The organism is Streptomyces sp. NPDC005820, assembly GCF_040630255.1.
Classification (GTDB): domain Bacteria; phylum Actinomycetota; class Actinomycetes; order Streptomycetales; family Streptomycetaceae; genus Streptomyces.
Genome location: NZ_JBEXXE010000022.1, coordinates 19,799 through 45,646, shown reverse-complemented (window position 1 = coordinate 45,646; position 25,848 = coordinate 19,799). Strand labels below are relative to the sequence as shown.

Annotated in this window: 20 protein-coding genes and 2 pseudogenes; 12 read left to right on the top strand and 10 right to left on the bottom strand. The window is 74.2% G+C overall.

Going from position 1 to position 25,848, the window contains the following annotated elements; all coding sequences use genetic code 11:
- Positions 1–119: 119 nt before the first annotated feature.
- Both ABZ464_RS26355 and ABZ464_RS26350 read left to right on the top strand, forming a co-directional pair.
- A complete protein-coding gene (locus tag ABZ464_RS26355; RefSeq protein ID WP_359280327.1) occupies positions 120–2,633 on the top strand; it encodes a protein kinase in 2,514 nt (837 codons plus the stop codon).
- A 23-nt stretch (positions 2,634–2,656) separates the two neighbouring features.
- Complete coding sequence (locus tag ABZ464_RS26350; protein ID WP_359280325.1) at positions 2,657–3,535, top strand: hypothetical protein; 879 nt, start codon at positions 2,657–2,659, stop codon at positions 3,533–3,535.
- A gap of 39 nt (positions 3,536–3,574) precedes the next feature.
- Here the strand turns inward: ABZ464_RS26350 and ABZ464_RS26345 are convergent, their stop codons facing one another.
- From ABZ464_RS26345 to pdhA, 3 genes are read right to left on the bottom strand one after another with little or no spacing between them, the layout of a single operon-like run.
- Entirely contained in the window at positions 3,575–5,302 is a 1,728-nt protein-coding gene (locus ABZ464_RS26345) for a 2-oxo acid dehydrogenase subunit E2 (protein ID WP_359280324.1), read from the bottom strand.
- Positions 5,299–6,324: an alpha-ketoacid dehydrogenase subunit beta gene (locus tag ABZ464_RS26340; protein ID WP_359280323.1), complete on the bottom strand. Its 1,026-nt coding sequence runs from the start codon at positions 6,322–6,324 to the stop codon at positions 5,299–5,301. Before ABZ464_RS26340 ends, ABZ464_RS26345 begins: the two co-directional genes overlap by 4 nt.
- Before the next feature lie 5 nt (positions 6,325–6,329).
- Positions 6,330–7,451 (bottom strand): pyruvate dehydrogenase (acetyl-transferring) E1 component subunit alpha, encoded by a 1,122-nt coding sequence (gene pdhA / locus ABZ464_RS26335; protein WP_359280322.1) that lies wholly within the window; start codon positions 7,449–7,451, stop codon positions 6,330–6,332.
- A 150-nt stretch (positions 7,452–7,601) separates the two neighbouring features.
- Here pdhA and ABZ464_RS26330 point away from each other — a divergent pair, with 150 nt between their 5' ends.
- Positions 7,602–8,072 carry an Lrp/AsnC family transcriptional regulator gene (locus ABZ464_RS26330; RefSeq protein WP_359280488.1) on the top strand — a complete coding sequence of 157 codons (471 nt, stop codon included), beginning with the start codon at positions 7,602–7,604 and terminating at the stop codon, positions 8,070–8,072.
- A gap of 6 nt (positions 8,073–8,078) precedes the next feature.
- On the opposite strand, the gene ABZ464_RS26325 is transcribed toward ABZ464_RS26330, so the two are convergent.
- Both ABZ464_RS26325 and ABZ464_RS26320 read right to left on the bottom strand, forming a co-directional pair.
- Positions 8,079–9,770 carry an aldehyde dehydrogenase family protein gene (locus ABZ464_RS26325; protein ID WP_359280321.1) on the bottom strand — a complete coding sequence of 564 codons (1,692 nt, stop codon included), beginning with the start codon at positions 9,768–9,770 and terminating at the stop codon, positions 8,079–8,081.
- Positions 9,771–9,775: 5 nt separating this feature from the next.
- Positions 9,776–10,822 (bottom strand): histidinol-phosphate transaminase, encoded by a 1,047-nt coding sequence (locus ABZ464_RS26320; protein WP_359280320.1) that lies wholly within the window; start codon positions 10,820–10,822, stop codon positions 9,776–9,778.
- Between the two features lie 318 nt (positions 10,823–11,140).
- Here ABZ464_RS26320 and ABZ464_RS26315 point away from each other — a divergent pair, with 318 nt between their 5' ends.
- Positions 11,141–11,824 (top strand): hypothetical protein, encoded by a 684-nt coding sequence (locus ABZ464_RS26315; protein WP_359280318.1) that lies wholly within the window; start codon positions 11,141–11,143, stop codon positions 11,822–11,824.
- A gap of 99 nt (positions 11,825–11,923) precedes the next feature.
- On the opposite strand, the gene ABZ464_RS26310 is transcribed toward ABZ464_RS26315, so the two are convergent.
- Positions 11,924–12,916: an endonuclease/exonuclease/phosphatase family protein gene (locus tag ABZ464_RS26310; protein WP_359280317.1), complete on the bottom strand. Its 993-nt coding sequence runs from the start codon at positions 12,914–12,916 to the stop codon at positions 11,924–11,926.
- A gap of 67 nt (positions 12,917–12,983) precedes the next feature.
- Here ABZ464_RS26310 and ABZ464_RS26305 point away from each other — a divergent pair, with 67 nt between their 5' ends.
- From ABZ464_RS26305 to ABZ464_RS26285, 5 genes and pseudogenes are all read left to right on the top strand, one after another.
- On the top strand, positions 12,984–15,881 hold the full coding sequence (locus ABZ464_RS26305; RefSeq protein ID WP_359280315.1) for an AAA family ATPase: 2,898 nt from the start codon (positions 12,984–12,986) through the stop codon (positions 15,879–15,881).
- Positions 15,882–16,133: 252 nt separating this feature from the next.
- Positions 16,134–16,640: pseudogene (locus ABZ464_RS26300) on the top strand (MMPL family transporter); the annotation flags it as partial.
- A gap of 44 nt (positions 16,641–16,684) precedes the next feature.
- Positions 16,685–16,972 (top strand): annotated as a pseudogene (locus ABZ464_RS26295) (hypothetical protein); the annotation flags it as partial.
- Complete coding sequence (locus ABZ464_RS26290) at positions 16,969–17,376, top strand: LuxR C-terminal-related transcriptional regulator (protein WP_359280314.1); 408 nt, start codon at positions 16,969–16,971, stop codon at positions 17,374–17,376. The pseudogene ABZ464_RS26295 and the gene ABZ464_RS26290, both read left to right, overlap by 4 nt.
- A gap of 44 nt (positions 17,377–17,420) precedes the next feature.
- Positions 17,421–18,110 (top strand): M24 family metallopeptidase, encoded by a 690-nt coding sequence (locus ABZ464_RS26285; protein WP_359280312.1) that lies wholly within the window; start codon positions 17,421–17,423, stop codon positions 18,108–18,110.
- Here the strand turns inward: ABZ464_RS26285 and ABZ464_RS26280 are convergent.
- On the bottom strand, positions 18,100–18,291 hold the full coding sequence (locus ABZ464_RS26280) for a PaaX family transcriptional regulator C-terminal domain-containing protein (protein ID WP_359280486.1): 192 nt from the start codon (positions 18,289–18,291) through the stop codon (positions 18,100–18,102). The two genes, ABZ464_RS26285 and ABZ464_RS26280, sit on opposite strands and share 11 nt — an antisense overlap.
- A 30-nt stretch (positions 18,292–18,321) precedes the next feature.
- Positions 18,322–18,747: a hypothetical protein gene (locus ABZ464_RS26275; RefSeq protein ID WP_359280311.1), complete on the bottom strand. Its 426-nt coding sequence runs from the start codon at positions 18,745–18,747 to the stop codon at positions 18,322–18,324.
- 254 nt (positions 18,748–19,001) lie between these two features.
- Between ABZ464_RS26275 and ABZ464_RS26270 the strand changes: the two genes are divergently transcribed.
- Positions 19,002–19,904: an acyl-CoA thioesterase domain-containing protein gene (locus ABZ464_RS26270; RefSeq protein ID WP_359280310.1), complete on the top strand. Its 903-nt coding sequence runs from the start codon at positions 19,002–19,004 to the stop codon at positions 19,902–19,904.
- A 41-nt stretch (positions 19,905–19,945) separates the two neighbouring features.
- Positions 19,946–21,604, top strand: coding sequence for an AMP-binding protein (locus tag ABZ464_RS26265; protein ID WP_359280309.1), 1,659 nt, complete (start codon positions 19,946–19,948; stop codon positions 21,602–21,604).
- A 12-nt stretch (positions 21,605–21,616) separates the two neighbouring features.
- On the opposite strand, the gene ABZ464_RS26260 is transcribed toward ABZ464_RS26265, so the two are convergent.
- Both ABZ464_RS26260 and ABZ464_RS26255 read right to left on the bottom strand, forming a co-directional pair.
- A complete protein-coding gene (locus ABZ464_RS26260; RefSeq protein ID WP_359280307.1) occupies positions 21,617–23,284 on the bottom strand; it encodes an amidohydrolase in 1,668 nt (555 codons plus the stop codon).
- Between the two features lie 57 nt (positions 23,285–23,341).
- Positions 23,342–24,868 (bottom strand): APC family permease, encoded by a 1,527-nt coding sequence (locus tag ABZ464_RS26255; RefSeq protein ID WP_359280306.1) that lies wholly within the window; start codon positions 24,866–24,868, stop codon positions 23,342–23,344.
- A gap of 161 nt (positions 24,869–25,029) precedes the next feature.
- Between ABZ464_RS26255 and ABZ464_RS26250 the strand changes: the two genes are divergently transcribed.
- Positions 25,030–25,749 carry a TetR/AcrR family transcriptional regulator gene (locus tag ABZ464_RS26250; protein ID WP_359280304.1) on the top strand — a complete coding sequence of 240 codons (720 nt, stop codon included), beginning with the start codon at positions 25,030–25,032 and terminating at the stop codon, positions 25,747–25,749.
- Positions 25,750–25,848: the final 99 nt, after the last annotated feature.

Sequence of the window (25,848 nt, the reverse complement as noted above, 5' to 3'; positions counted from 1 at the left end):
TTCGGGTAATCGACGAGGGCGTTCATGAACGTCTCTCGTCCCGCACACCTGCCTCTAGTCTGTTGCCAGACCCCACCCAGTCTGCTGCCAGACCCCACCGAGAACAGGCGGCCGAGGGCATGAAAACACTGCGCCCGGAAGATCCCGAACAGCTAGGGCCCTACCGGCTCCTGGCCCGGCTCGGAGCGGGCGGCATGGGCCGGGTCTATCTGGCGCGGTCCTCGGACGGCCGCACCGTCGCGGTCAAGGTCATCCGGCCCGAGATGGCCGAGGACAGGAAGTTCCGCATCCGCTTCCGCCGTGAGGTGGCCGCGGCGGCGGCGGTCGGCGGCGTCTACACGGCGCCGGTGGTGGACGCCGCGCCGGACGCCGAGACACCCTGGCTCGCCACCGACTACGTGGCCGGCCCCACCCTCGCCGAGGCGGTCGCCGAACACGGACCGCTGCCGGTGGAGACGGTCCTCGCGCTGGGCGCCGGGATCGCCGAGGCGCTCATGGCGGTGCACGCCGAGGGGCTGGTGCACCGCGACCTCAAACCGTCCAACGTGCTGCTGGCCGCCGACGGCCCGCGCGTCATCGACTTCGGCATCGTCCGCGCCCGGGACGGCTATGAACTCACCGGCGACGGCTCCCTGTTCGGCTCCCTCGACTACATGTGCCCCGAACAGGCCACCGGGGGGCAGATGGGGCCGGAGGGAGACGTCTTCTGCCTCGGCTCGGTGCTCGCGTTCGCCGCGTCCGGACACGCTCCCTTCGGCGGGGCGGCCGGAGCCGCGCTGCTCTACCAGGTGGTCCACGGCTCGGCCGATCTGACCCAGGTGCCCGAGCCACTGGACAAGATCATCAGCCTCTGTCACGCCAAGGACCCGGCCCTGCGGATCGACCCCGACCGGCTCTCCGCCGCCTGTGCGCCCGGCGGCGCCGAACAGGTGCTGACCGAGGGCTGGCTGCCGGGACCCGTGGCCGACATGGTCACCGCGCACCGGGCGGCCGCGGCGCTCGCGGAGCGCCGGGCGATCGCGACGGATCTGGCCCGTGCCACGGGAGGGCCCGACGGCGTGCGCAGCGCGGAACCGGCCGCCTCCGCCGATGTGCCCGAGCCGCGGCCGTACGCGTCCGGCCGGGGCGGAGCGGCCTATGCGACGGTGGGCTGGTCCTCGTACGACACCGCCGCCGCCGGTGATCAGGGCGGTGCCGGTGGCGGTGACTGCCCCCGTGGGGGTGGCCCGGCCGGTGCCCGCGGCGCCGGGCGCACGGGTGAGCCGGGGGACCGGGACGACTACGCCGGAGGTCTCGCCACCGATGCGCCGGAAGCGGAACTCCATGTCCTCGGACAGCGACCGGAGGCCGCGCCGGGCCGCGCGACGGCGTTCGACCCGGTGCAGGCGGGGCCCCGGGGAGGGGCGGACACCCCGGCGCCGGAACGTTCCGCCACCCCCACGCCCCATCGGGCCCGCACCCGCTCCCGGGTCTCCCGGCGCACCCTCCTCACCGCCGCGGCGACCGCCGGCACGGGGCTCATCGGGGGCGCGGCCGTCGTGGCCGCCCGCAGAAGGCCGAGCCGACCGGGAGTGCGCCCGGCCGGCCCCGCGCCCGAGCCGGCCTGGGTCTTCCGGGGCGGCCCGCTGCTGCAGGCCCCGGCCGTCTTCCAGAACGGCACGGCCCTGCTCAAGACCCGCCCCGGCACCATGATCTGCCTCGACGTGACGAACGGCGCCCAGCCCAAGTGGGCCTACCAGGGCATCAGCCTCTCCCCCACGCCCGTCTTGCTGACGTACGGCGCGGCGGTCGCGCTCGGCGGGACGGGGGCGACCCTGATCGGCGTCGACCCGGCCGACGGCACCGAGAGGTTCACCCTCGACTTCGGCGAGGACTACCAGTTCGACCAACTGCTGGGCAGCTACGACGGCTACGCCATCTCGGTCCTCGGCGCCAGCCTGGAGCGCCGGTCGGGGGAGCAGGGCGTGGCGACCTCCACCAGCACCGTCTTCGGCGTCGACCTCCGGACCCGCCAGGCCCTCGTCATCCCCATCGACCCCGAGGACGTCGGCGTCCCCCTGCAGCCCGTCATCACCTCCAGCTACTTCGTCTACGCCGACGGACTGCGCAACGTCGCGGTCCGCGACACCCGTGACGGCGGCAGCCTGCGCTGGCGGCACCAGGTGGGCTACGACCTGCGGCCCGGGCTGGCCGTGCTCGGCCGGACCGTGTTCGCCATCGGCTCCGAGTTCATCGCCCTGGACCTGCCCACCGGGAAGATCCGCTGGCAGGTCAAGGCGGAGCGCGGCATGTTCGCCTCCCTCGGCGCGGCCGGCAACACGGTCTACGCCATCGGCACCGAGCCGTACGGCGTCCACGCCTTCAACGCGGCCAACGGCACCCGCCGCTGGTTCTGCGAGACGCCCCGCCTCAACGTCGACAACCCGATCGCGGTCGGCGCACACGCCGTCTACGTCCCCGCGTACGAGAACAAGGACGGCTTCTACGCCATCGACACCGCCTCCGGCCGTCTGCTGTGGAACTTCACCGACGGCCGCGAGACCGGCGTCAACGACTGGCAGCTCTCCTGCGACGGGGCCGGACACCTGGTGGCCCAGCACTTCGACCGGGCCTACGGACTGCCCGTCACCTGAGGCGGTGCGTAGGCTCCGGCCCCGTGAGCACCCCGCCCCCGGCCGACTGGAGCCGGCTCCACCACGCGTACGGCCGGGCGGCCGACGTACCCGGGCAGCTGGCCGCGCTGGCGGACCCGGATCCGGCGGTCCGCCGCGCGGCCGTGTCGGCCCTCACCGGCAACGTGTACCACCAGGGCACCCGTTGGCCCGCGAGCGCACACGTCGTCGCTCCCCTGGTCGCCCTCCTCGACACCCCCGCAGCACCGGACCGGGCCACCGTCCTCGGCCTCCTGCACGCCGTCGCCGTCGGCGACCTGCCCGACGACCTGCTCCCCTTCGACCCCGCACAGGCCTTCGCCGAGGCCGACCGGATCGGCCCCGAGGACGAACGGGCGGTGCTCCGCGTCCTGTTCGAGGAGGACGAGCCGGACCCCGAGTCCGTGGCCGAGGTGGCCGACGCCGTGGCTCTGCGCTGGGCCGCCGACGCCTATCACGCGGCCGGACGCCATACGACGTCCCTCCTCGGCCTGCTGCACGACCCCGACCCCGTCGTGGCGGCCCACGCGGCAGCCCTGGCCGTCTGGTACCCGCACACGGCCGGCCTGCCGGAGGCACTCACCGCCGTCCCGCACGGTCCCGCCCCCGCCAGGGCGTCCGCCAACCTCGCCCTGGCCCACCTCCCCGGCCCCCTCGGCCCCGGCGAACTCACCGCCCTGACCGCGTGCCTGGAGTCCCCGGACGCCACGGTCCGGGTGACGGCGGCCGTCGCGGCGGCCCGCCGCCGGCCGACGGCCCTGCCGGACGAGGCCCTGACGGTCCTCGTCCACGCCGACGCCACCGACATCCCCGGCGGCGTCCCGGGCTGGTCCCGCTCCCTCCGCGGCCACACGGCCCGCACCCTCCGGCACCTCGGCCTCTGACGGTGCCGCGCGGCGGTCCCGGCCGAAGGACGGTTCGGGTCAGACGTCGGCGAGCAGGATCGCCGGGCGTTCCACGCAGTCGGCCACGAACCGCAGGAAGCCGCCGGCGGTGCCGCCGTCGCAGACCCGGTGGTCGAAACTGAGCGACAGCTGAGTGACCTTGCGGACGGTCAACTCGCCGTCCACCACCCAGGGTTTGTCGATGATCCGGCCCACGCCGAGCAGCGCCGCCTCGGGGTGGTTGATGATCGGCGTGGAGCCGTCGACACCGAACACACCGTAGTTGTTGAGGGTGAAGGTGCCCCCGGTCAGCCGGTCGGGCGGCAGCTTCCCGGTCCGGGCCAGCTCGGTGGTCCGGGCCAGCTCCGCGGAGAGTTGGACCGTCGTCAGCCGGTGGGCGTCGCGTACGACGGGGACGACCAGACCGCGGTCGGTCTGCGCGGCGAAGCCCAGGTGCACCTCGTCGTACCGCAGGATCTCCCGACGCTCGGTGTCCACCGCCGAGTTGAGCTCCGGGTGGCGGCGCAGACCGGCGACACAGATCCGGGCCAGCAGCGCCAGCAGGCCGACACGGCGGCCGGGTTCGGCGGCCTCCAGCGCCTTCTTGGCCTGGAGCAGTCCGGTCGCGTCCACATCGACCCAGGTGGTGGCGTCGGGGATCTCGGCGCGACTGCGGGAGAGCTTGTCGGCGACGGCCCTGCGGACACCCCGGAGCGGGATGCGGGTGGGGCCCGCCGAGGGCTGCTCAGGTGCGGCTGTGGCTGTGGCTGTGGCTGTGGCTGCGGACTCGGCTGCGGACGCGGGTGCGGGTGCGGACTCGGCTGCGGGCGCGGCAGAGGCCGGCGCGGTGTGGGCGACGGCCTGTTCCACGTCTCGCCGCAGGACGACCCCGGCGGGACCGGACGGCACCAGCGCGGCGAGGTCGACGCCGTGGTCCCGGGCGAGCCTGCGGACGAGGGGGGAGATGACACGGGGGGCGTGCGACGCGCTCGGGTCTCCGGACCGGGCCACCGAAGCACCCTCGGCCACCGACGCCGTGCCGGCCACCGACGCCGTGCCGGCCACCGACGCCGCGCCGGCCGACGGCCCCGTGGCGGCCACCGACGCCGTGCCGGCCGACGGCCCCGTGGCGGCCGGTGCCGTGCCAGCCACCGGCCCCGTGCCGGCCACCGACGTCGCGCCGCTAACCGGCCCCGTGGCGGCCAGCCCCGTGCCGGCCGACGGCCCCGTGGCGGCCGGCGCCGAGCCGACCACCGGTGCTGTGCTGGCCGACGGCCCCGTGCTGGCCACCGGTGCTGTGCTGGCCGACGGCCCCGTGCCGGCCGCCGGCCCCGTGGCGGTCGGCGGTGCGATTCCGGTCGGTGGTGTGCTGATCGTCGTAGTGCCGATACGGGGGCGGCGACGGCGTGGGGCCGGGGCGTGGCCGGTGCCGTAGCCGATCAGGACGTTGCCCGAGCCGGCCTGCTCCTCCTCCCGGTAGCGCTCGGCGGCGGCCTCGCCCGGTGCGGGTGCCGCGGAGCCCACGGTGATCAGCGCTTCCCCCACCGCCAGGGCCGTCCCCGCCTCGGCGTGCAGACGCAGGACCGTCCCGGCGTACGGCACCGGCACCTCGACGGCGGCCTTGGCGGTCTCCACCTCGACCACGACCTGGTCGATCGTGACCGTGTCGCCGACGGCCACCTTCCACTCGACGATCTCCGCCTCGGTCAGCCCCTCGCCGAGGTCGGGCAGGCGGAACAGCTGCTCGCTCGCTGTCGCGGTGGTCATGCGGCCACCCCCTGCGGCTGCGGCAGGTGCCGGGTGTCGGGCTCGTCGGTGAACTGGAGACGGTCGACCGCGTCCAGGATCCGGTCGACGCCGGGCAGATGCGCGTGCTCCAGCTTCGGCGGAGGGTAGGGGATGTCGAAGCCCGTCACCCGCAGCACGGGCGCCGCGAGCGAGTGGAAGCAGCGCTCCTGCACCCGGGCCGCGATCTCCGCACCGACCCCGGCGAAGCCCTGCGCCTCCTGGACGACCACACAGCGCCCGGTCCGGCGCACCGACTCCGCGACGGTCCCGTCGTCGAAGGGCACCAGCGTCCGCAGGTCCACGACCTCCAGCTCGATCCCGTCCTCGGCGGCGGCCTCCGCCGCGGCCAGGGCCACCGGCACCGACGGGCCGTAGGCGACGAGCGTGGCGTCCCGGCCCGCCCGCCGGATCGCCGCCTGCCCGAACGGCCGCGCCCGGCGCGTCTCCAGATCAACCTCCTCGCGCGACCAGTACAGCTTCTTCGGCTCCAGGAAGACCACCGGATCGGGGTCGGCGATCGCGTCCCGCAGCAGCCAGTACGCGTCCTCGGCGGTGGCCGGCGTGACCACCTTCAGGCCGGGCGTGTGCGCGTAGTACGCCTCGCTGGAGTCGCAGTGGTGCTCCACCCCGCCGATCCCGCCCGCGTACGGCACCCGGATCACCATCGGCAGCCCGATCCGGCCCCGGGTGCGGTTGCGCGTCTTGGCGACATGCGAGGCGATCTGCTCGAACGCCGGGTACGCGAAGGCGTCGAACTGCATCTCCACCACGGGCCGGAACCCGCCCATCGCCATGCCGACCGCGAGACCGACGATGCCGGCCTCCGCGAGCGGGGTGTCGAAGCAGCGCTCCTCGCCGAAGTCGCGGGTCAGCCCGTCGGTGATGCGGAAGACCCCGCCGAGCGGGCCGACGTCCTCCCCGAAGACGAGGACCCGTTCGTCCTCGCCGAGCGCGTCGCGCAGGGCGGTGTTGAGCGCCTGCGCCATCGTGACCTTGGCCATCGTCGTCAGTCCTCCTGGGCCTGGGTGGTTGCGGCGAGCTCGGCCGCCAACTGGGCGCGCTGCTCCCGCAGTTGAGGGGTCGGCTCGGCGTAGACGTGGTCGAACAGCTCCAGCGGGTCGAGCACGGAGTCCGCGTTCATGCCCGCGCGCAGCGCCGCCGCCAGCTCCTCGGCCTCCTCCCGCACCGCCGCCACGTCGGCGTCGGTGAGCGCGCCGCGCGAGCGCAGATACGTCTCCAGCCGCGCGACCGGGTCGGCGGCCCGCCACCGCTCGACCTCGTCGTCCTGCCGGTAGCGGGTGGCGTCGTCGGCGTTGGTGTGCGCGTCCATGCGGTACGTGTGCGCCTCGACGAGGACGGGGCCGCTCCCGGCACGGGCGTGTGCGACGGCCGAGGCCAGCACCGCCAGGACCGCGACCGGGTCGTTGCCGTCGACCTGCTCGGAGCGCACCCCGTAGCCGATGCCCTTGTACGCCAGCGAGGGCGCCGCGGTCTGCCGGGCCAGCGGCACCGAGATCGCGTACTGGTTGTTCTGCACGAAGAACACGACCGGCGCCCGGAACACGGCGGCGAAGTTCAGCGCCTCGTGGAAGTCGCCCTCACTGGTGGCGCCGTCGCCGATCAGCGCCATCGCCACCCCGTCCTCGCCCTTGCGGCGCAGGGACTCGGCCATGCCGGTCGCGTGCAGCACCTGGGTGGCCAGCGGGGTGCACTGCGGGGCGACCCGGGTGGCGGCGGGGTCGTAGCCGCAGTGCCAGTCGCCGCGCAGCAGGGTCAGCACCTCGACCGGGGCGATGCCCCGGGTCACCAGGGCGACCGAGTCGCGGTAGGTCGGGAACAGCCAGTCGTCCGGGCGCAGCGCGAGCACCGCGCCGACCTGGCAGGCCTCCTGGCCGCGGCTGGACGGATAGACGGCGAGGCGGCCCTGCTTGGTCAGGGCGGTCGCCTGGGTGTCGAACCGGCGGCCCAGGACCATCCGCCGCCACGCCTCGCGCAGGGTCTCCACCGGGGGCTCCGCGTAGTCGGCGGGCGGCCGGGCGACGGGGGTGCCGTCCTCGGCCACGAACCGCACCGGCGTCAGCGACGGCAGGAGGCCCTGGACCGTCTGCCGGAGGCTCTTCACGGACATGGGGGGCACTCGCTTTCTCTGGACGCTTGACAGGAGAATGGTGGGCATCGCGGAATATGTGTTCAATAGCTCGGCAGAACCGGCGATGAACTGCCGGATGGAAGCGCCTGGGAGGACAATGTGTCCGAGGAAACCTCGCTGTCGGCGTCGATGGCCGGACGAACTGCCGTCCCGCTCGACGACATCGACCGGCAGATCCTGAGCCGCCTCCTCGAGGACGGCCGTATCTCGGTCCGCGCGCTCGCCGAGCAGGTGCACATCTCCCGGGCCAACGCCTACACCCGGATCGGGCGGCTGGTCGCCGAGGACGTCATCACCGGCTTCACCGCGCAGCTCAACCCCCAGCGGGCCGGCCTCGGCACCAGCGCCTACGTCACGCTGAGCATCGAGCAGAACGCCTGGCGGGACATCTCCCGCGAGCTGCGCGCGATCCCGTACGTGGAGCATGTCGCCCTGGTGACGGGCGACTTCGACGCCCTGGTGCTGGTGCGCGCACCCGACAACCTGACGCTGCGCAGGGTCGTCCTGGAGAGCATCCACGCGGTGCCCGGGGTGCGCTCCACCCGCACCTGGCTGGTCTTCGACGAGGTGCGGGGGCGCGGCGCCACCTGGACCGACTGAATCCGGTCATACGTGGACCAGCTCGGCGGCGACGTCGAGGCGGGCCGGCACCGGCGCCGACGACGGCGCGTGCCGGCGCGAGCGCACCACCCGGAACCGCCCGGTGATGAAGTCGGCACCCGAGCCCGGCAGGTCGGCGAAGGCCGAGGACGGGTCGGCGGGCAGGTCGTCGAGGTTCTCCACGAGATGCACCCCGGCGTCCAGCGCCGCCGTCTCGGCCGCCGCCAGCACCAGCGGATCGGTGGAGTGCACCGCGGCGTACAGCGCCCCGTGCCGGCCCACCGTGCGGCGCAGCAGGTCCAGACCGTGCGAGGTCGACTCGGTGCCCACCAGGAAGGTGACGGGCCCGGGCCACTCGCGGGTGTAGACCCGCTCGTCCGAGGCGCGCAGCCGCACCAGCAGCGGGCCGCGCAGCTCGGCCCCCGGATGGTCCGGGTGGGCCATCGCACCCGAGGAGCGCAGCACCGGACCGCAGCGCGCGGCCTCCGCCAGGGCGGCCCGCACCTCCTCACCGGTGATCGCCCCCAGCAGCCGCGCCGACCGGGCGGGGTGCCCGAGCAGCCGGTCCACGGCGTCACCGACGTCGGCCCCGAGGTCCCGCAGCGTCTTGTGCCCCTCGTCGGTGGCGAAGCCCCGCTCCGGGACCAGGATGTTCTGCGGGGTGGTGCGCACGGTGCCGTGACACCGGCACGCGGCCAGGGCGAGCCCCCGCACCAGTCCCCGGTAGTCGTCGGTGGAGTCCACGAGCACGGTGTTCAGCCCCGTCCGGTCGGCGAACACCACCGCCTGGCAGGCGTGCCGCTCCAGCCAGTTCGCGAAGCGCCCGGAGCCGGTGAAGTCGACGATCCGCACCGCCGGGTCCGTGGCCAGCCGCCGGTGCACCCGCCGCTCCGGCTCCGCCACCGCCAGCGTCACCAGGTCCGGGGAGTGTCCGGCCTCGGCCAGCACCTGCCGGGCGACCCGTACCGTGATCGCCAGCGGCAGCACCGAGCGCGGATGCGGGGCCACGATCACCGGGTTGCCGGTCACCAGGCTCGCGAACAGGCCCGGCCAGCCGTTCCAGAGCGGGAAGTCGGGACAGCCGACCAGCAGCGACACCCCCCTGGGCACCAGGGTGCAGGTGTCCCGCAGCGCACGCGGCCGACCGCCCCGTCCGGCGCTCTCCCAGTGCAGGTCCGCCGGGACGCGCTCCGACTCCGCGAAGGCCCGGGCCACCGCCTCCAGGGCCCGGTCCTGGGCGCGCGGTCCGGCGGCCCGGAACGCGGCCTCGAGGGTCTGGCCGGTCGTGTGGTGCACCGCCAGGGCCAGCTCGTGGCTGCGGGTGTTGAGCAGGCGCAGGATCTCCACGGCGAGCCCGGCCCGCCGGTACGGCCCCGCGGCCCGCCAGCCGGCCGCCGCCCGCCCGGCCGCCGCGACCAGCTCGGCGGGCTCGCAGCGCGGATAGGAGACGGCCGGCCCGACGCCGTACGGCGAGGACTCCGTGCGCACACGGCCCGCCTCGCCGGGCTGCCCCAGCTCGAAGGGCCGCCCCAGCAGCGAGTGGAACACCTTGCCCGCGGTGCGGGTCGACCTCATGCCCGCGTCGGCCGCGTCCTGGCCGGTCGCCTCCGTGAAGGGGCGACGGCACTCACCGGCGGCGAGCGCGCGGACCATCCCGTGCAGCAGCTCGCGGTGCCGTTCGTAGGGACCGGGGCGCATGGCCGTCAGCCTCTCCAGCTCGCCGCGAGCGCGAGCAGGGCGTCGTTCTCCTCCGGCAGCCCGATCGTCACCCGGACGCCCTCGCCGAGGAACGGGCGGACCATGACCCTGCCGTCCGCGCAGTGCAGGGCGAAGTCCCCGCTGTCGTTGCCGAGCGGCAGCCAGACGAAGTTGGACTGGGAGTCCGGCACGTCGTGGCCGAGCGCGCGCAGCCGCCCGGCGACCCGGTCGCGTTCGGCGACCGTGAGCGCGGCCCGCCGGGCGACCTCCGCCCGCTCGCCGAGCGCCACGACCGCCGCCCGCTGGGCGAGGGCGCTGACGCTGAACGGCACCTGCGTCCGCCGTACGTGCCCGGCGATCCCGGGCGGCGCGACGCAGTAGCCGACGCGCAGGCCCGCCAGGCCGTACGCTTTCGAGAAGGTCCGCAGCACCGCCACGTTCGGCCGGTCGCCGAGCAGCGCGAGACCGTCGGGGACCCGCGCCGGATCGGCGTACTCCCGGTACGCCTCGTCGACCACGATCAGCACGTCCCGCGGCACCCGGTCCGCGAACTCGGTGAGCGCCCGCGCGCCGACCGCCGTGGAGGTCGGGTTGTTCGGGTTGCACACGAACACCAGCCGGGTCCGGGCGGTGATCGCCGCCGCCATCGCGTCGAGGTCGAGGGCGTGGTCCCGCAGCGGCACCCGTACCGCCGTACCGCCCGCGACGGCGGTCAGGATCGGGTAGGCCTCGAACGACCGCCAGCCGAAGACCACCTCGTCGCCCGGCCCGACCACGGTGTGCAGCAACTGCCCGCACACCTCGGAGGACCCCGCGCCCACCGCGATCCGGTCCGGCTCCACGCCGTGGTGCTCGGCCAGCGCCTCGATCAGCGAGGCGGCGTGCAGATCCGGGTACCGCGACACACCGCCGGCGGACTCCACGAGGGTCGCCGCCACTCCGGGCAGCAGCCCGTGCGGGGATTCGTTGCTGGCCAGCACCACGGCCCCGGGCAGTTTGCGGCCCGGGACGTAGGCGGGCAGCTGGGACAGAGACGCACGGACGCGCACCATGCTCGACTCGCTTCTGCAGCGGGGGGCCCGAGGCCTGGCCGTCGGGCACTTGACAGGGAAATCGTGAAGAGCGGACGACAACCGCTCAACTGTTTGGCGAATTCGGCTACGAATCGTCGAAAAGTGGTCCGGAGATCGGCAAACCGTCTGCCGGGGAGCCCTGTGGGACCTTTGGTACGAGACGGACTGCGCACCCCGCGCCGTCCACCCGGCCACCTCCTTGATCACGCAACGGACACAGCGGGCCTTCGACGCCCCCGGCGCCCGGCGAGGCCCCCGCAGACTGCCGACCGCCCGTTCCGATCGCTGAGGGAGACCATGCACAGGACCCGGCCCCGGCCCCGGCCCCGGACCCGTCCGCGCCGTGGCGCGCTGACGGCGTACGCGGCGGGGATCGCGCTGCTCGCGACCGGCTGCTCGAATGCGTCCCCGGACGCGCGGACCGGCGGCTGCCGTGCCGACGGCGCATGGACGCAACGGGAACGGACCGCGTGGCTGAAGGCCGCGGTGACCTTCCGCGGGACCGTCGACGGGGCCGCATCGGCGTACGCGGACGCCTCGGTCGTCGTCCGCGCGCCGCGCACCGGGGATGTCCGGCCGCTGTGCCGCCCGCTCGAGGCGCAGGTCCAGTTCTGGACGCTCATGGGGGAGGGGCACGGCACGGAGCTGTCCTCCGTCCTGCGCTACCGGCTCGACACGGACGGGTCCAGGACCCGTACCGTCGGCTTCCCCTCCGTCCTTCCCGTCGGCGTGGACGGGGTCTGCGCCGGGGTGCTGGCGGCCGTGTATCCGGGCGCACCGCTGACCGGCGCCGAACTGCCGGAGAGCACACCGGAGCCGACCGGTTCGGCGGACGCGGACGTGGCGTTCCGCACGGAGCGTGTCGCCGCCTACCGGCTACTCACCCCGAGCGATCCCACGGCCTGCGCCACGGACCGGCCGGCCACCGGCCCGTCCCCCACCCCCACGGGTGCGGCGCGCTGGGACGCCTCCCACCCCTGACCGGCGCCGGGCGAGGACGGCGACGGGCGCGACCTGTGCGCACCGGTCCGGCCGGCGGGCCTCCATCCGGACGAGGACCCCGGCCGGCACACAAAGCCCTCACTCACCGGGCCGTACCGCCAGCACCGCGACCACCGCCCGGTGGTCCGTGCCCGGCAGGGTCCGTTCGCCGACGGAGACCCCCGTCAGGCCCGGGCCGTGCAGGACGTGGTCGAGCTGGACCAGGGGCGGGAGGAGCGCCTGGCCCGCGGGCCAGGTGCGGGCCCAGCCGCGGCCGAGCTCGGCGTGTGTGTCCGTGAGCCCCGCCGCCAGCAGCGAGCGCATCGGCGCGTGGTCGAGGGAGGCGTTGAAGTCGCCCAGGAAGACGGTGTCCGGGCCGTCGTCCCGGGTGACGGAGGTGAGCGCGGTGAAGTCCCGTGTCCAGCGGTCGGCGTCACCGAGCGGGTAGTACGTGTGGACGGCCACCAGCCGGACGGCCCGGCCGCCCACGGTCACCTCCGCCGTGGTCTGCGGCCAGGTGGTCCCGGCGTCCAGCGGACCGGCGTCGGTCAGCGGGAGCCGAGAGTAGATCGAGGAGTCGTTCTCGGGGTGGAGCTCCTGGTGGGGCAGCAGCCGGCCCAGACCCGCCTCGGCGAACGCGGCGACCCCGGCCCGGGTCAGCTCCTGCACGGCCAGTACGTCGATCCGCTCGGCCCGCACCAGCCGCAGCACCGCCTGCGGATCCACCCCGCCGACATGCGCGTTGAGCGTGGCCACCCGCAACTCGGCCGCCCCGGCCGGGACATGCCGCTCGTCGGACAGGAAGCGCGGTACCAGCACGGCGACTTGCGCGACCGCCAGCAGCGCGACCACGGCCACCGTCCACCGCGAGCGCAGCCCGGGCACGGTGGCCACGGTCACCAGCAGCAGGACGCTCAGTGCGGCGCCGTAGGGGAAGAGCACCATGGGAACCGCGAGCGCGGATCCCGCGTCCAGTCCCGTCAGTCGCACCACGAGCAGGGCGAACATCAGGCGTCCTCCACTTCCGCACGCCCCGGCGACGATCACCGGGCTCCGGAAGAGGACGACGGTGGCGGCCACAACGGTTGCCACCTGGTCGCAGGCCCTTCCGGGCATGATGACCGCAAGCGGTACGACACGGACGGACGGAGATGAATCGGTGCCCGAGACGGACGGGACGGCGATACGGCTGGTCGGCAGGGCCGGGGAACTCGCGCGGCTCGACGAGGTGATCGCCGGTCTCGGGCGGGCGGACGTTCCCGCCGTGGTCGACATCTCCGGGGACGCGGGGCTGGGCAAGAGCCGGCTGCTCGGCGAGGTCTGTGCGCGGGCGCGGCGGGCGGGGCTGGTGGTGTTGCGGGGGACGGCGACCGAGTTCGAGCGGTACACACCGTTCCAGGTGTTCACGGACGCCTTCGCGGATGCCGATCCCGCGTTTCTGGCGTCGGGCGGGGTGCCGGAGGCTGCGGGCGCGGTGGTGTTCGGGGTGGGTGCGGGTGCGGCGGGTGTGGCGGGGTCGGCGGGGATGCGCGGTGGTGACCGGTTCGGCCGGTACCGGGCTGTGGCGGAGGTACTGGGCGCTCTCGCGGGGCGGCACGGTGGGGTGATGGTGGCGCTGGACGATCTGCACTGGGCGGATCCGGCGTCGCTGGAACTGCTGGATCAGCTGATCCGGCATCCGGTGGGCGGGCGGGTGGTGCTGGTGGTGGCCCGGCGGGAGCGGCAGACGCCGTACGCGCCGGCTGCCGCGCTGGCCCGTGGGGTGGACCGGGGTGCGGTGCTCGGGGTGCGGCTGGGGCCGTTGCCGGAGCGGGAGTGGATCGAGGCGCTCGCCGCGGATCTGCCGCTGGAGGAGGCGCGGGGGCTGTACGCGGCGGGCGAGGGCAATCCGCTGTATCTGCGGTGTCTGCTGGATGCCCGCAGGCAGGGCGGGGCCGTACCCGCGGCCCGGGAGGTCGCTGTTTCGGGGGTGCCGGAGGGGCTGGCGGCGCTGCTGCTGGAGGAGGTGGGGGCGCTGAGCACGGTGGAGCGCGGTGTGGTCGAGGCGGTGGCGGTCCTGGGGGACCATGCCACGTCCGGCCTGCTGCGGGCGGTGTCCGCAGACTCCTCGGCGGAGGAGCTGGACGCCGGTACCGGTGCGGCGGTGCGGCGGGATCTGCTGCGCATGGGCGCCGACGGACGGTGGGTGCTGCGTCATCCGCTGGTGCGGGCGCTGGTCTACGAGAACATTCCCGCACTGCGCCGGGCCGCGCTGCACCGCGCGGTGGCGGAGGAGCTGACGCGCAGGGGGGCCGGTGCGGCCGAGCGGGCTCATCATGTGGAGCGGTCGCTGACGGGGTGGGACCCGGTGGCGGCGGAGGTGCTGACCGAGGCCGCCGCGCAGTGCGCGCCCACCGCTCCCGCGACGGCCGCGCACCTGCTGGAGGTGGTCCTGCGGCTGATGCCGGACACCCCCGCTCACGCGGGCCGGCGGGGTGAGCTGACACTGGCCCGGGCGAGGGCGCTCGCGGTCGGCGGGAGCCTGCGCGAGAGCCGGGATCTGCTGCACACCCTGATCAGCGGCTGCGGACCGCACGAGGCGGTGCTGCGCGGGGACGCGACGGCGCTGTGCGCCCTGATGGAACGGTACTTGGGGCATTCCCCGGAGGCGAGTGCCCTGCTGCGGCGGGAACTGACCCGTGATCCCGGGCCCGGCCCGCGCCAGGCGGTCTCCCTGGGCCTCGCGCTCGGCACGGCCGCCCTGAACACCGTCAGCTACCCGGCCGTCCGCGACGACATCCAGCGCACCCTCGCACTCGCCCGCTCCCACCACGACCCGATGGGAGAACTGGGCGCGCTGGCCCTGGCCGCGCTGGGCGAGGCCTATGAGGGGGAGACGGCAACGGCGACGCGGTCGGCCGACTCCGCCGCCGCGCTCGCCGACGGACTGACCGACCCCGACCTCACCGAACTCTCCGAGGCGCTGGTCTGGCTGGCCTGGGCGGAAGCCCTCCTGGAACGCTACGCCGACGCCGAACGCCACACCGACCGCGCACTGGACCTCGCCCGCCGCGCGGGCCAGGTCCATGTCCTGCCCCACCTGCTCACCGCCCGGGCCTTCGTCCACCTCACCACCTGCCGGCTGCCCACCGCCCTCGCGGCGGCCGAGGAGGCCGAAACCGTCGCCCGGGCCGTCGCCGGGGGCGACCTGCTCGCCTTCACCCTGAGCTTCAAAGCACTCATCCTCCTGCTGCACCGACCGCTCGGCGACACCCAGGCCCTCTGCACGGCCGAGGAGGCCGTGGCCGCCGCCGGCCCCAGCCGCCACTGGTGGGCGTCGCTCGCCGGATGCGTCCTCGGCCATACGGCCCTGGTCAGCGGCGACCCCCACCGCGCCCAGGACGCCATCCTGCGCGCCGGCGGCCCCGAACTCCTCGGCCTGCAGCCCTCCACCCGCCCCGGCCAGCTCGACACCCTCGTCGCCACCGCCCTCGCCACCGGCGACCCCGACCAGGCCGAGCGCTGGGCCGCCCAGGCCACCGCCGAAGCCGACCGCATCGACCTCGACGGCCAGCGCGCCGCCGCCCTGCGCGCCCGGGCCGCCCTCGCCCAGCACCACGGCGACCCCCACACCGCCGCACGCCTCCTCCAGGACGCCGCCCGCGCCTACGCCCCCTCCGGCGCCGGCCTCTGGCAGGCCTACTCCCTCCTGCTGGCCTCCACCCAGGCACAGGCGACGGGCGACCACCCGCGCGCCGTCGCACTGTGGGAACACGCCCAGCGCCTCGCCGAGACCGGCGGCGCCCGCCTCCTCACCGACCTGGCGGCACTCGTACGCCCCCGCACCGAGGAGCCCCCGCCCGCCCCGACCGAACTCGACCAGCTCACCGCACGCGAACGCCAGATCGCCGAACTCGTCGCCGAAGGACTCGGCAACCAGGCCATCGCCACCAAGCTGTTCCTCAGCCGCCGCACCGTCGAGACCCACCTGTCCGCCATCTACCGCAAGACATCCGTCCCGTCCCGCTCCGCCCTGGCCGGCCTCATGACCCGCGCCACCCTCGACCGGAGCCCGTAGACGGCCCGACCACATCCGGCGCGCCGGGGTACTGCCTGGCCGCCGTCGGCGACTGACCGCGGGGCGTCCGAAGGGCGCCGGACCTGTCGGCGGTGGTCGTAGTACCGGCGGAGGAGAACGCGGCCCGGGACGTACCAGTAGGGCGTCCTCCGATTTCGGTAGCTCGCGGTGCCAGTAGCCGCACGACGACGCGGAGGCCCCCGCCGGGGGAGTGTGGGCGGGCAAGCGAGATCGGATCGGGAGTTCGCTGACGTGGCTGCTTTTCTCTACCGACTGGGCCGTCTGGCCTTCCGGCGGCGCTGGTACGTCGCCCTGCTGTGGGCGGCGGTCCTGGCCGCCGTGGGACTGGGTGCGGCGCAGGCGCCCGGAGCCTCCGACGAGGAGTTCTCGGCGCCGGGCATCGAGTCCCAGAAGGCGTTCGACCTGCTGGGCGAGCGCTTCCCCGGCTCCGCCGCCGACGGGGCCACCGCCCGTGTCGTGTTCGTCGCCCCGGACGGGCGCAAGGTGACCGCCTCGGACGAGCGGGCCGCCATCGAGGACACCGTGCACGCCCTGGCCCGCGGTACGCAGGTCGCCGCCGTCGCGGACCCCTTCGAGACGAAGGCGGTCGGCGCGGACGGCTCGACGGCGTACGCGACCGTCACCTACAAGGTGCCGTCCGCCGAGGTCACCGACGCCAGCCGGACGGCGCTGGAGAAGGCCGCCGACCGGGCGCGGGAGGCCGGTCTGACCGTCGAGGCCGGCGGATCCGCGATGGACTCACCAACGACGACGCCGCCACCACGCCTTCGGCCGAGCCGGGCGGCGGCGGCTTCGGTCTGATGGGCATGCGCGAACGCGCCCACTCGGTGGGCACAGACCTGCGGGCCGGCCCACGCCCCGGGGGCGGCTGCGAGGTGACCACCGCCCTGCCGCTCCAGTCCCTCGCCCCGGAAGAACACGAGGCGGCAGGAAACGGGGCGGCAGAACGCAAGGCGCCAGAAGGCAAGCCGCAAGAAGGCAAGGCTCCGGAACACGAGGCGCCAGCCCACGAAGCCGCAGAACACCAAGCCCCAGAACACCAAGCCGCTGAACGCGAGGCGGTCCGGTGACCGTCCGCGTCCTGCTGGCCGACGACCAGGCTCTGCTGCGGGGCACGTTCCGGCTGCTCATCGACTCCTGCGAGGACCTGGAGGTGGTCGGCGAGGCCGCGAACGGTGCCGAGGCGGTCGACCTCGCCCGCGCCCTCATCACCCGCTTCCTAGCCGCCCCGGCCCCCGGCGCCCTGCTGGCGTCACCGGAGCGCCTGGCCACCCTCACGCCCCGCGAACGCGAGGTCACCGCGCTCGCCGCCCGGGGCAGGTCCAACGACGAGATCGCCGGGGAACTCGTCCTGAGCGTCCTGACCGTACGCAGTCACATCCAGCGTTCGCTGACCAAACTCGGCGCCCGCGACCGCGCCCAGCTCGTCGTCATCGCCTACCAGACGGGCCTGGTGCGCCCCGCGGGGCCGTGAGGCACGGTACGTGCCGTGATCTTGGGACTTGTACCCTCCCGGGTATGACGGATGACGAAGCCGCCCGCGCCGCACGGCTGTCGGAGGCCCAGGCGAAGGCCGTTCGGCTCTTCGCGGAGATCGAGGAGCGCGGGCTCGTGGCGCCGGGCCGGGGCGAGCGGGAGGTGAGTGACCGGATCCGCGACCTGGCCAACGAACTGTTCGGCACCACCCGGCACTGGCACAAGCGGATCGTGCGCTCGGGACCGAACACCCTCCTGCCGTACAAGGAGAACCCGCCGGACCGGGTGATCGGCGCGGACGACATCGTGTTCGCCGACTTCGGGCCGATCTTCGAGGAGTACGAGGCCGACTTCGGGCGGACCTTCGTCCTCGGCGAGGACCCGGTCAAGCACCGGCTGCGCGAGGATCTGCCGAAGGTCTTCGCGGCCGGCCGCCGGTACTTCGAGAGCGACCCCGACATCACCGGCAAGCGTCTGTACGCCGAGGTCGAGCGGCTGGCCGCCGGGGCCGGCTGGGAGCTGGGCGGCTGGCACGCCGGGCATCTGGTCGGCGAGTTCCCGCACGAGTGGATCGACGGCGCGGACGTCGAGTCGTACATCACCCCCGCCAACGACACCCCGCTGCGCCGCACCGACAAGGCGGGCCGCCGCTGCCACTGGATCCTGGAGATCCACCTCGTCGACCGCGAGCACGGTTTCGGCGGCTTCCACGAGGAACTGCTCACCCTCTGACCCACGGTGATCGGCCTCGGGCGCCGACGACCGCCGCGGCATGGGCCGCCGCGGCGGGTCTCAGCAGGGTGTCGAGCTGCTCGAACAGCCCGCCCGCGGCCATCCCCGGCCAGTCCGGCGGCAGCAGGTCCAGCGGGAGGCCCGGGTCCCGGTCGGGCAGTCGCCGCCACCGGGTCAGCATCGGCACATACGTCCGGAACGCCTCAAGGGGTCAGGAGCGGATCTTCTCCCGCGGGTCCCCGAAGGCGATGTGGTCGCCGGTGAAGAGGTCGACGTACGCGGACAGCTCCCGGCGTTCCGGGGTGCGGCGTGGCTCGGCCGCCAGGTTCCCGGGCGCGACCCACACCCCGGCGGCCGCCGTGCCGAAGCCGAGCCGGGTCGGGACCGTGCGCAGCTCGTGCCGCTTCTCGCGCTCGGACTCGGGCACGGAGAACACCGCCAGGACCCAGCCGTCCTCCCGGGTGGCCCGGGTCCGCCGGAAGATGCGCACATCTCCCTCGGCGAGCGTCTGCACGGTCGCGTCGGCCGGGGTGTAACCGGCGACCCCCGCCGGCCGCTCGCCGCGCAGCACCGCGCGGCGTTTCATCCGCGGTATCGAGGACCGTACGGCCCGGCTCTCCACCCCGAGGTCCGCCATCAGGGCGATCAACAACGCGACCGAGAGCCGGCGGGCGCGACTCGCGTCCGCCCGCCGGGGCGGTCGCCGAGGCCGTCCGCGCGGTCATCCGGCCTCCGGAGCGTCGGGTGCTGACAGGGCCCACGATCGGACCACATGTATTGACTTTAATTGACGGCCGTGAAAAATACGAGACATCGGATCCCGGACCCGACCGCCCGACCGAACGGAGCCCGTCCCATGGAGCCCGACCTGAGCACGTACCGGCTGGACCGATGACGGCTCCCGCACCGACCTCCGCCGTCTTCACCGCCGCCGTCACCCTGAAGCCCGCCGAGCCCGAGCACTTCGACCTCGCCTTCACCGCCGTCACCCAGCCCTGCCCCTGGCCCAAGGCCTACGGCGGCGACCTGGTCGCCCAGGCGGCGGCCGCCGCCATGCGGTCCGTGACCGACGGCAAGTCCCCGCACTCGATGCACAGTTACTTCCTGCGCCCCGCCGACATCGGCGCCGAGGTCCGCTACGAGGTGGAGGTGCTGCGCGACGGCCGCGGCTACAGCACCCGCCAGGTGCGCGGCTACCAGAACGGCAAGCCGCTCTACGTCTGCCTCGCCAACTTCACGGCGGGCGAGGCCGGTTCGGCCTTCCACACCACCCTCGCCGAGGAGGTGCCCGGCCCCGAGGACCTGCCCACCTCGGCCGAGTACCTGGCACAGCACGCCGCCGCCCCCCTGTCCGAGGAGGTCAGGACCTACTGGTCCGGCGGCCGCGGCTTCGACATGCGGCACGTCCCCGGCCCGGTCTACCTCACCGTCGAAGGAGACCGCCTGCCGCACCAGGCGGTCTGGATCAGGCCCTACGACCCGCTCCGCCCCGTCGACGGACTCACCGACGCCCAACGGGACCTGGCCGCCCTGGCCTACGTCTGCGACTACACGATCCTCGAACCCGTCCTGCGGGTCCTCGACCTGCCCTGGTCGCAGCCGGGGCTGGTCACCGCGAGCCTCGACCACGCCATGTGGTTCCACCGCCCGGCGCCGATGGGCGACTGGCTCCTCTACGTCCAGGAAGCCGCCGCCGCCGACGCGGGCCGCGGCCTCGGCACGGGCCGCTTCTTCACCCGCGACCGCCGCCACCTCGCCACCGTCGCCCAGGAGGGCATGATCCGCCCCGCCTGACCCGCCCCGCTCCCGGGCGGGATCCCGGAAGGACACGTCCGTTGCCCCCTCCCTTCCCCCTCTCTCCGTCGGCGCACGTCGACACCTTCACCCGCGACCATCTGCCGCCCGCGCACCAGTGGCCGACGATCGAGTTCAGCACGCCGGAACTGCACTACCCGGACCGGCTCAACGCGGCGACCGAACTCCTCGATCCCGCCGTCTCGCGCCACGGCCCCGACCGCCCCGCCCTGCGCACCCCGGCCGGCGAGGTGTGGACGTACGGCGAACTGCGTACCCGCGCCAACCGGATCGCCCAGGTCCTCACCGAGGACCTCGGTCTGGTACCGGGCGGACGCGTCCTGCTCCGCTCGCCCAACAACCCCTGGACGGTGGCCTGCTGGCTCGCCGTCCTCAAGGCCGGCGGAGTCGTGGTCACCACCATGGCCGCCCTGCGCGCCCGCGAGATCATCCCGGTCGTCGAACGCACCCGGCCGTCGATCGCCCTGGTGGACGCGCGGTTTGCCGAGGACCTGCACACCGTGCGGGACTCCGTGCTGCCGTCGCTGACCGTCGTCGAGTACGGGGGCACCGGCCCCGAGGACCTCCTTGCCCGGGCCGCCGCCAAATCCGGCGAGTTCACCGACGTCGACACCGCCGCCGACGACGTGGCACTGCTCGGCCCCACCTCGGGAAGCACCGGCGTCCCCAAGATCACCATGCACTTCCACCGGGACATCCTGTCCATCGACAACACCTTCGGCCGCCACACCCTCGGCCTGGTCCCCGACGACCTGGTCGCCTGCACCGCACCCCTGGCCTTCACCTTCGGCCTCGGCATGCTGGTCGTCTTCCCGCTGCGGGCCGGGGCCTGCGCCCTGCTCACCGAGTCCGCCACTCCGCTCCAGCTCGCCGACCTCGTGCACGAGCACGGCGTGACCGTCCTCGCGACCGCGCCCACCGCCTACCGCGCCATCCTGCGCGAGGGAGCGGAGAGCAGGCTGGCCGGACTGCGCGTCGGCGTCTCGGCGGGCGAGCACATCCCCCGCGCCACCTGGGACGACCTGCACAGCCGCATCGGACTCAAGGTCGTCGACGGCATCGGCGCCACCGAACTGCTGCACATCTTCATCGCCGCCGCCGGCGACGCCATCCGCCCCGGCTCCACCGGCCTGCCCGTCCCCGGCTACCGCGCCGCCGTCCTGGACGTGGACGGCACGGAACTCGGCCCCGGCGAGCCCGGCCGGCTCGGCGTGATCGGCCCCGTCGGCTGCCGCTACCTCGACGACCCCCGCCAGCACGACTACGTCCTGGACGGCTGGAACATCACCGGGGACGTCTTCCACCGGGACGAGGACGGCTACTTCCACTACCACGCCCGCAGCGACAACATGATCGTCTCCTCCGGCTACAACATCGGCGGCCCCGAGGTCGAGGCCGCCATCGACACCCATCCGGACGTCGTCGAATCGGCGGTCGTCGCCCGGCCCGATCCCGAACGCGGCTCGGTCGTCTGCGCGTTCGTCGTGCTGCGGGACGGCGTCGCGGGGGACGAGGTGAAGGCCAAGGAGATCCAGGACCACGTCAAACAGGTCCTGGCACCCTACAAGTACCCCCGCGACGTGCGCTTCCACGACGCCCTGCCACGCAACACCAGCGGAAAACTGCAGCGGTTCGCCCTCCGCAGGATCATCGAGGCCGAAGAGGCCGCCGGGCAGTGAGGACGACCCGGGTCAGGCGTCCGGCGCCGCGTGGACCCGCTTCCCGGCCACGAAGGTCTGCAGGACCCGGGTGCTCGCGATCTCCGCGGGCGGGCCCGTGAAGGGGTCCCGGTCGAGGACCACCAGGTCGGCCGCCTTGCCGACGGTGATGCTGCCGGTGAGGTCGTCGAGGTGGTTCACATGGGCGCTGCCCGCCGTGTACGCGGCGAGCGCGGTGCCGAGGTCGAGTCGCTGACCGGGCAGGAACTCGGGGGTGCCTGCCGGGGCGTCGGGGGAGACCCGGTTGACCGCGACATGAACGGCCTGCAGCGGGTCGGGGCTGCTGACCGGCCAGTCGCTGCCTGCGGCGAGCGTCGCCCCCGCCCGCAGCAGATCGCCGAACGGATACTGCCGGGCGCCGCGTTCGGGGCCCAGGAACGGCAGGGTCAGCTCGTCCATCTGCGGCTCGTGGGCGGCCCACAGCATCTGCAGGTTCGCGGTCGCGCCGAGCGGCCGGAAGCGCCGTACGTCGTCCGGGTGGACCACCTGGAGATGCGCCAGGTGGTGGCGGGTGTCGCGATGCCCGTTGGCGGTACGGGCCGCCTCCACCGCGTCCAGCGCCTCGCGCACCGCGCGGTCCCCGAGGGCGTGGAAGTGCACCTGGAAACCGAGCGCGTCGAGTTCCGTGACGTACTTCTTCAGATCGCCGGGGTCGACGAAGCTGATGCCGCTGGTGCCGGACCCACAGCCGCAGCCGGTGAGATACGGGTCGAGCATCGCGGCGGTGTGGTTCTCGGCGATGCCGTCCTGCATGATCTTCACCGTGCCGGCCCGGAACCGTCCCCCGCTCAACTCCTCGCGGCGGGCGACGAGTTCGGGGATCTGCTCGGCGCCGCGCTCCCGGTCCCACCACAGCGCGCCGACCACCCGGGCGGTGAGCAGCCCCCGCCGCCGCGCCTCGCGGTAGGCGGGCGCCGGATCGGTCATGTTGGCGTACGCGCCGACGATCGCGTCCTGCCAGGCGGTGACCCCGTGCGCGTGCAGCACGGCCTGGGCCCGCAGCAGGGCGGCCAGTTGTTCCTCGGGGGTGGGGGCGGGCACCAGCCGGCCCACGAGATGGACGGCGCCCTCCTGGAGCATGCCGGTGGGGTTGCCCTCGGCGTCCCGCTCGATCCGGCCGTCGACGGGATCGGGGGTACGGGCGTCGATGCCGGCGCGCTCCAGGGCCCGGCTGTTCACCCAGGCGCCGTGGTGGTCCCGGTTGGGCAGGAAGACGGGCCGGTCGGGGACGATCGCGTCGAGGGCCGCCGCGGTGGGGGCGCCGCCGGGGAACGCCTCCAGGGACCAGCCGCCGCCCGTGATCCACTCGGCGTCGGGGTTGCGGTCGGCGTACTCCCGGATCCGCCGCAGATACTCGGCGGGGTCGACGGTGTCGGCCAGATGGCACTGGCCGAGTTCCAGGCCCGCGCCCTGCGGGTGCACATGGGCGTCCTGGAACCCGGGGAGCAGCAGCTTCCCGGCGAGGTCGACGACCTCGGTGCCGGGACCGATCAGCGCGTGCACCTCGGCATGGCCCACGGCGGTGATCCGCCCGTCGTGCACGGCCACGGCCGTGGCGCGGCTGCGGGCGGGGTCGACGGTGTGGACGGGCCCGCCGGTGAGGACGAGATCGGCGGGGCCCTTGGCCTCGTACTGCGACATGGGGTCGGACTCCTGGAGGCAGGTGACGGGTGGGGGAGGGCGGGGCCGGCCGGGGTCTCAGACCGCCGCGCCGTCCATGGGCAGCGTGAGCGTCTCGGCGTCGGTGCCGCGTCCGGTGGTGAAGTACGGCGACCGGCGGACGTACTTGGCGACCGCGGCCATGCCGAGGCCGGCGAGGACGATGACGGCGGGCAGGGAGAACATGAACCACCCGTTGTCCGGGCTCAGCGCGAAGTGGTCGCTCATGGTGAGGTACGAGTAACCGAGATAGCAGCCGAGCCCCAGCAGCACCAGACTGGACACCGCGGGCACCCACACGGCGAGCAGCGCGGACCGCAGCCCCTCGCGCAGGGCCGACCGGAAGCGGACGGCGCAGGCGAGCGCGGTGAGACCGTAGTAGAGGGCGACGAGCAGCCCGATGGCGTTGACGGCCGCCAGCAGCATGTCGCTCAGCTTGGGGATGGCGACGGCCAGCAGGGCGATCACGGTGGCGATCGCCAGCACCACGACCGTCCCGGCGGCGGGGGTGCCGTAGCGCGGATGCACCCGGGTCCACACCGGGCCCATGGTCCGGTCCCGGCCCATCGCGAGCAGCCCGCGCGCGGTGGGGATCAGCGTGGACTGCACGGAGGCCGCGGCCGAGAACATCAGGGCGACCAGCGGCAGGGTGGCCCAGGGCTCGGCGGCCAGCTTCTGCCCGAGGTACGGCAGGGCCTGCGGTCCGTTGCGGATGAGCTCGGTCAGGCTCATCTCCCGCTGGAAGGCGACCGCCGCGAACAGGAACAGGCCGAGCATCGCGAACAGCGCGATCAGACCGCCCCGGGCCGCGTCGTCCGGCCGCTCGGTCTCCTCGTTGACACTGAAGGCCGCGTCCCAGCCCCAGAAGAAGAACACCGCGAGGACCATGCCCTGGGCGAACGCGGTGCCGTCGCCGATCGCGAAGGGGTTGAACCAGGACAGGGAGAAGGACTGGTCGCCGCTGACCAGGGCCCAGCCGCAGAAGCCCAGCAGCACCGCGTACTCGAAGACGAGCAGCACGAACTGGAAGCGGGTGGTGGTGCGCGTCCCGGTGACGGCGAGCGCGGTGAAGGCGACCAGGAGCAGCAGTCCCACGGCCGTACTGATGCCGGTGGACGTCGGATCCAGGGCGAGGCCCGCGAGGGAGTGCAGGCCGGCCCGGTTGGCGAAGATCAGGACCACCGAGCCCATGACCGCGCTGGTGTAGGCGCAGAAGACGACCGAGCCGACCAGCGTGACCCAGCCGGTCAGAAAGCCGGGCCACGGGCCGAGGGTCTTGCCGACCCAGGTGTATCCGTTGCCGCAGTTGGGCTCGGAGCGGTTCAGACGGGCGTAGGCGGTGGCGATGCCGAGCACCGGCAGGAAGGCGAGGAGCAGCAGCGCCGGGGCCTGCAGACCCACGATCGTGGCGATCGTGCCCATGCCGATTCCGATGCTGGTCGTGGCGGCGGTGCTGGAGGCGGCGATGGCGACACCGTCGACGACACCGAGCGAGCGGCGCAGGGCGGGGCCGCCGGTTCCGGCGGACGGGGCCGGCGGGGAGGGCGGGAGCGGGGCGGAGGACATGAAGGGCTCCTCGGGAGGAGAGGGGCTGGGAAGAGCCGCGCGGAAATGCGATGGAACAGCTGATGTCCACCTTCGGTCAACCCTGTTGACGTAAGGCGTCCGGAGCCGTTCACTGAGGGGGCCCGATCGCCCGGAGGGAACGGAAGAAGGGAAACCCGGTCATGACCACGCGTGTTCCGCCGGAGCGCCGACGCCGGCGCCCCACCCGCTCGGGGGTCCTGCTGTCGGAGGAGCTGATCGTGGAGACCGCGCTGCGGCTGATCGGCGAACACGGCCCCGAGGCGCTGAGCGTACGGCGGCTGGGGACGGCCCTCGGCTGCGACCCGACCGCCCTCTACCGCTACTTCCACGACACCGACGACCTGGTGCTCGCCATCGCGGACCGCATCATCGGCGACGCCATGGAGGGCTTCGTCCCCGGCGACGACTGGGTGGCCGCCCTGCGCGAGATGGCCCGCCGGGTCCGCGCCGGATACCTCGCCCATCCCCGCGCGGCCGCCTTCGCCTCGTACCGGGTGACCCGGCGCGAGAACGAGATCCGCGCCGTGGAGACCGGGATCGGTCTGCTGCTCTCCGCGGGCTTCGGCCCCGCCGACGCGACCCGTCTCTACCTGACCTTCATCGACACCGTGCTCGGCCACGCGGCCATGGACGCCGCGTTCCAGGCGCTCCCGCGCGGCCAGCGCGAGGCCGACCACCGGGCCTGGCGCGGCGTCTACCAGGGCCTGGACCCCGCCGCCCACCCCGCCCTGACGACCGTCCGCCATGTGCTGCCGGCCGTGCAGGACAGCTCCTTCGAACAGGCGGTCGACCTCCTCCTGGAGGCCCTCACGGCCCGCGCGCCGAAAGTCCGATCCTCCGGTGTCAGTGGCCCGGAGTAGGGCCTGTCGTTTGGACCACCTTTTCGGCATCGCGCCGGGACAGGGGGTACCTCGGCGGACGTGATGCTCGGCATCAGGGGTGACTCCTCGGCGCGACCG

Coding starts and splice junctions, on each gene's coding strand:
- ABZ464_RS26320 (WP_359280320.1), bottom strand. CDS start 10,822: ATGGTGCGCGTCCGTGCGTCTCTGTCCCAGCTGCCCGCCTACGTCCCG.
- ABZ464_RS26340 (WP_359280323.1), bottom strand. CDS start 6,324: ATGGCCAAGGTCACGATGGCGCAGGCGCTCAACACCGCCCTGCGCGAC.
- ABZ464_RS26345 (WP_359280324.1), bottom strand. CDS start 5,302: ATGACCACCGCGACAGCGAGCGAGCAGCTGTTCCGCCTGCCCGACCTC.
- ABZ464_RS26250 (WP_359280304.1), top strand. CDS start 25,030: ATGACCACGCGTGTTCCGCCGGAGCGCCGACGCCGGCGCCCCACCCGC.
- ABZ464_RS26315 (WP_359280318.1), top strand. CDS start 11,141: ATGCACAGGACCCGGCCCCGGCCCCGGCCCCGGACCCGTCCGCGCCGT.
- ABZ464_RS26270 (WP_359280310.1), top strand. CDS start 19,002: ATGACGGCTCCCGCACCGACCTCCGCCGTCTTCACCGCCGCCGTCACC.
- ABZ464_RS26255 (WP_359280306.1), bottom strand. CDS start 24,868: ATGTCCTCCGCCCCGCTCCCGCCCTCCCCGCCGGCCCCGTCCGCCGGA.
- ABZ464_RS26355 (WP_359280327.1), top strand. CDS start 120: ATGAAAACACTGCGCCCGGAAGATCCCGAACAGCTAGGGCCCTACCGG.
- ABZ464_RS26260 (WP_359280307.1), bottom strand. CDS start 23,284: ATGTCGCAGTACGAGGCCAAGGGCCCCGCCGATCTCGTCCTCACCGGC.
- pdhA (WP_359280322.1), bottom strand. CDS start 7,451: ATGTCCGTGAAGAGCCTCCGGCAGACGGTCCAGGGCCTCCTGCCGTCG.
- ABZ464_RS26285 (WP_359280312.1), top strand. CDS start 17,421: ATGACGGATGACGAAGCCGCCCGCGCCGCACGGCTGTCGGAGGCCCAG.
- ABZ464_RS26280 (WP_359280486.1), bottom strand. CDS start 18,291: ATGCTGACCCGGTGGCGGCGACTGCCCGACCGGGACCCGGGCCTCCCG.
- ABZ464_RS26330 (WP_359280488.1), top strand. CDS start 7,602: ATGGCCGGACGAACTGCCGTCCCGCTCGACGACATCGACCGGCAGATC.
- ABZ464_RS26325 (WP_359280321.1), bottom strand. CDS start 9,770: ATGCGCCCCGGTCCCTACGAACGGCACCGCGAGCTGCTGCACGGGATG.
- ABZ464_RS26275 (WP_359280311.1), bottom strand. CDS start 18,747: ATGGCGGACCTCGGGGTGGAGAGCCGGGCCGTACGGTCCTCGATACCG.